Here is a 268-nt window from a genome sequence, read left to right as displayed (position 1 = left end):
CAAGATCTGGCGGCATTGCGAAAGCACCGGCGTCCGGGGGCGCACAGTGACGCTAAAGGTCAAGTTCTTTGATTTCGAGATCATTACGCGCAGCCGATCCGTATCAGCCCCGGTATCGAGCCGCGCTGACCTCGAGCGTCTGGCCATCGGCCTGCTGCAGCACGAAATGCCCTTCCCGAAGCCCGTCCGCTTACTGGGCGTCTCGCTCTCCGCGCTCCATGACCAAGATCAGGTGGGACCCCAACTGGACCTGCCAATTTGACGCGAT

At 61.2% G+C, this 268-nt stretch carries 1 protein-coding gene; it reads left to right on the top strand.

All coding sequences use genetic code 11. The features are described 5' to 3' along the window. On the top strand, positions 1-262 hold a 262-nt coding region (locus BraRD5C2_RS33595; RefSeq protein ID WP_463671638.1), incomplete at its 5' end, for a DinB/UmuC family translesion DNA polymerase. Positions 263-268: the final 6 nt, after the last annotated feature.

Origin of the sequence: Bradyrhizobium sp. RD5-C2, assembly GCF_019972155.1 — a bacterium.
GTDB lineage: Bacteria > Pseudomonadota > Alphaproteobacteria > Rhizobiales > Xanthobacteraceae > Bradyrhizobium.
Note: the sequence above shows the minus strand (reverse complement) of the source record. Positions and strands in the feature narration are given on the sequence as shown.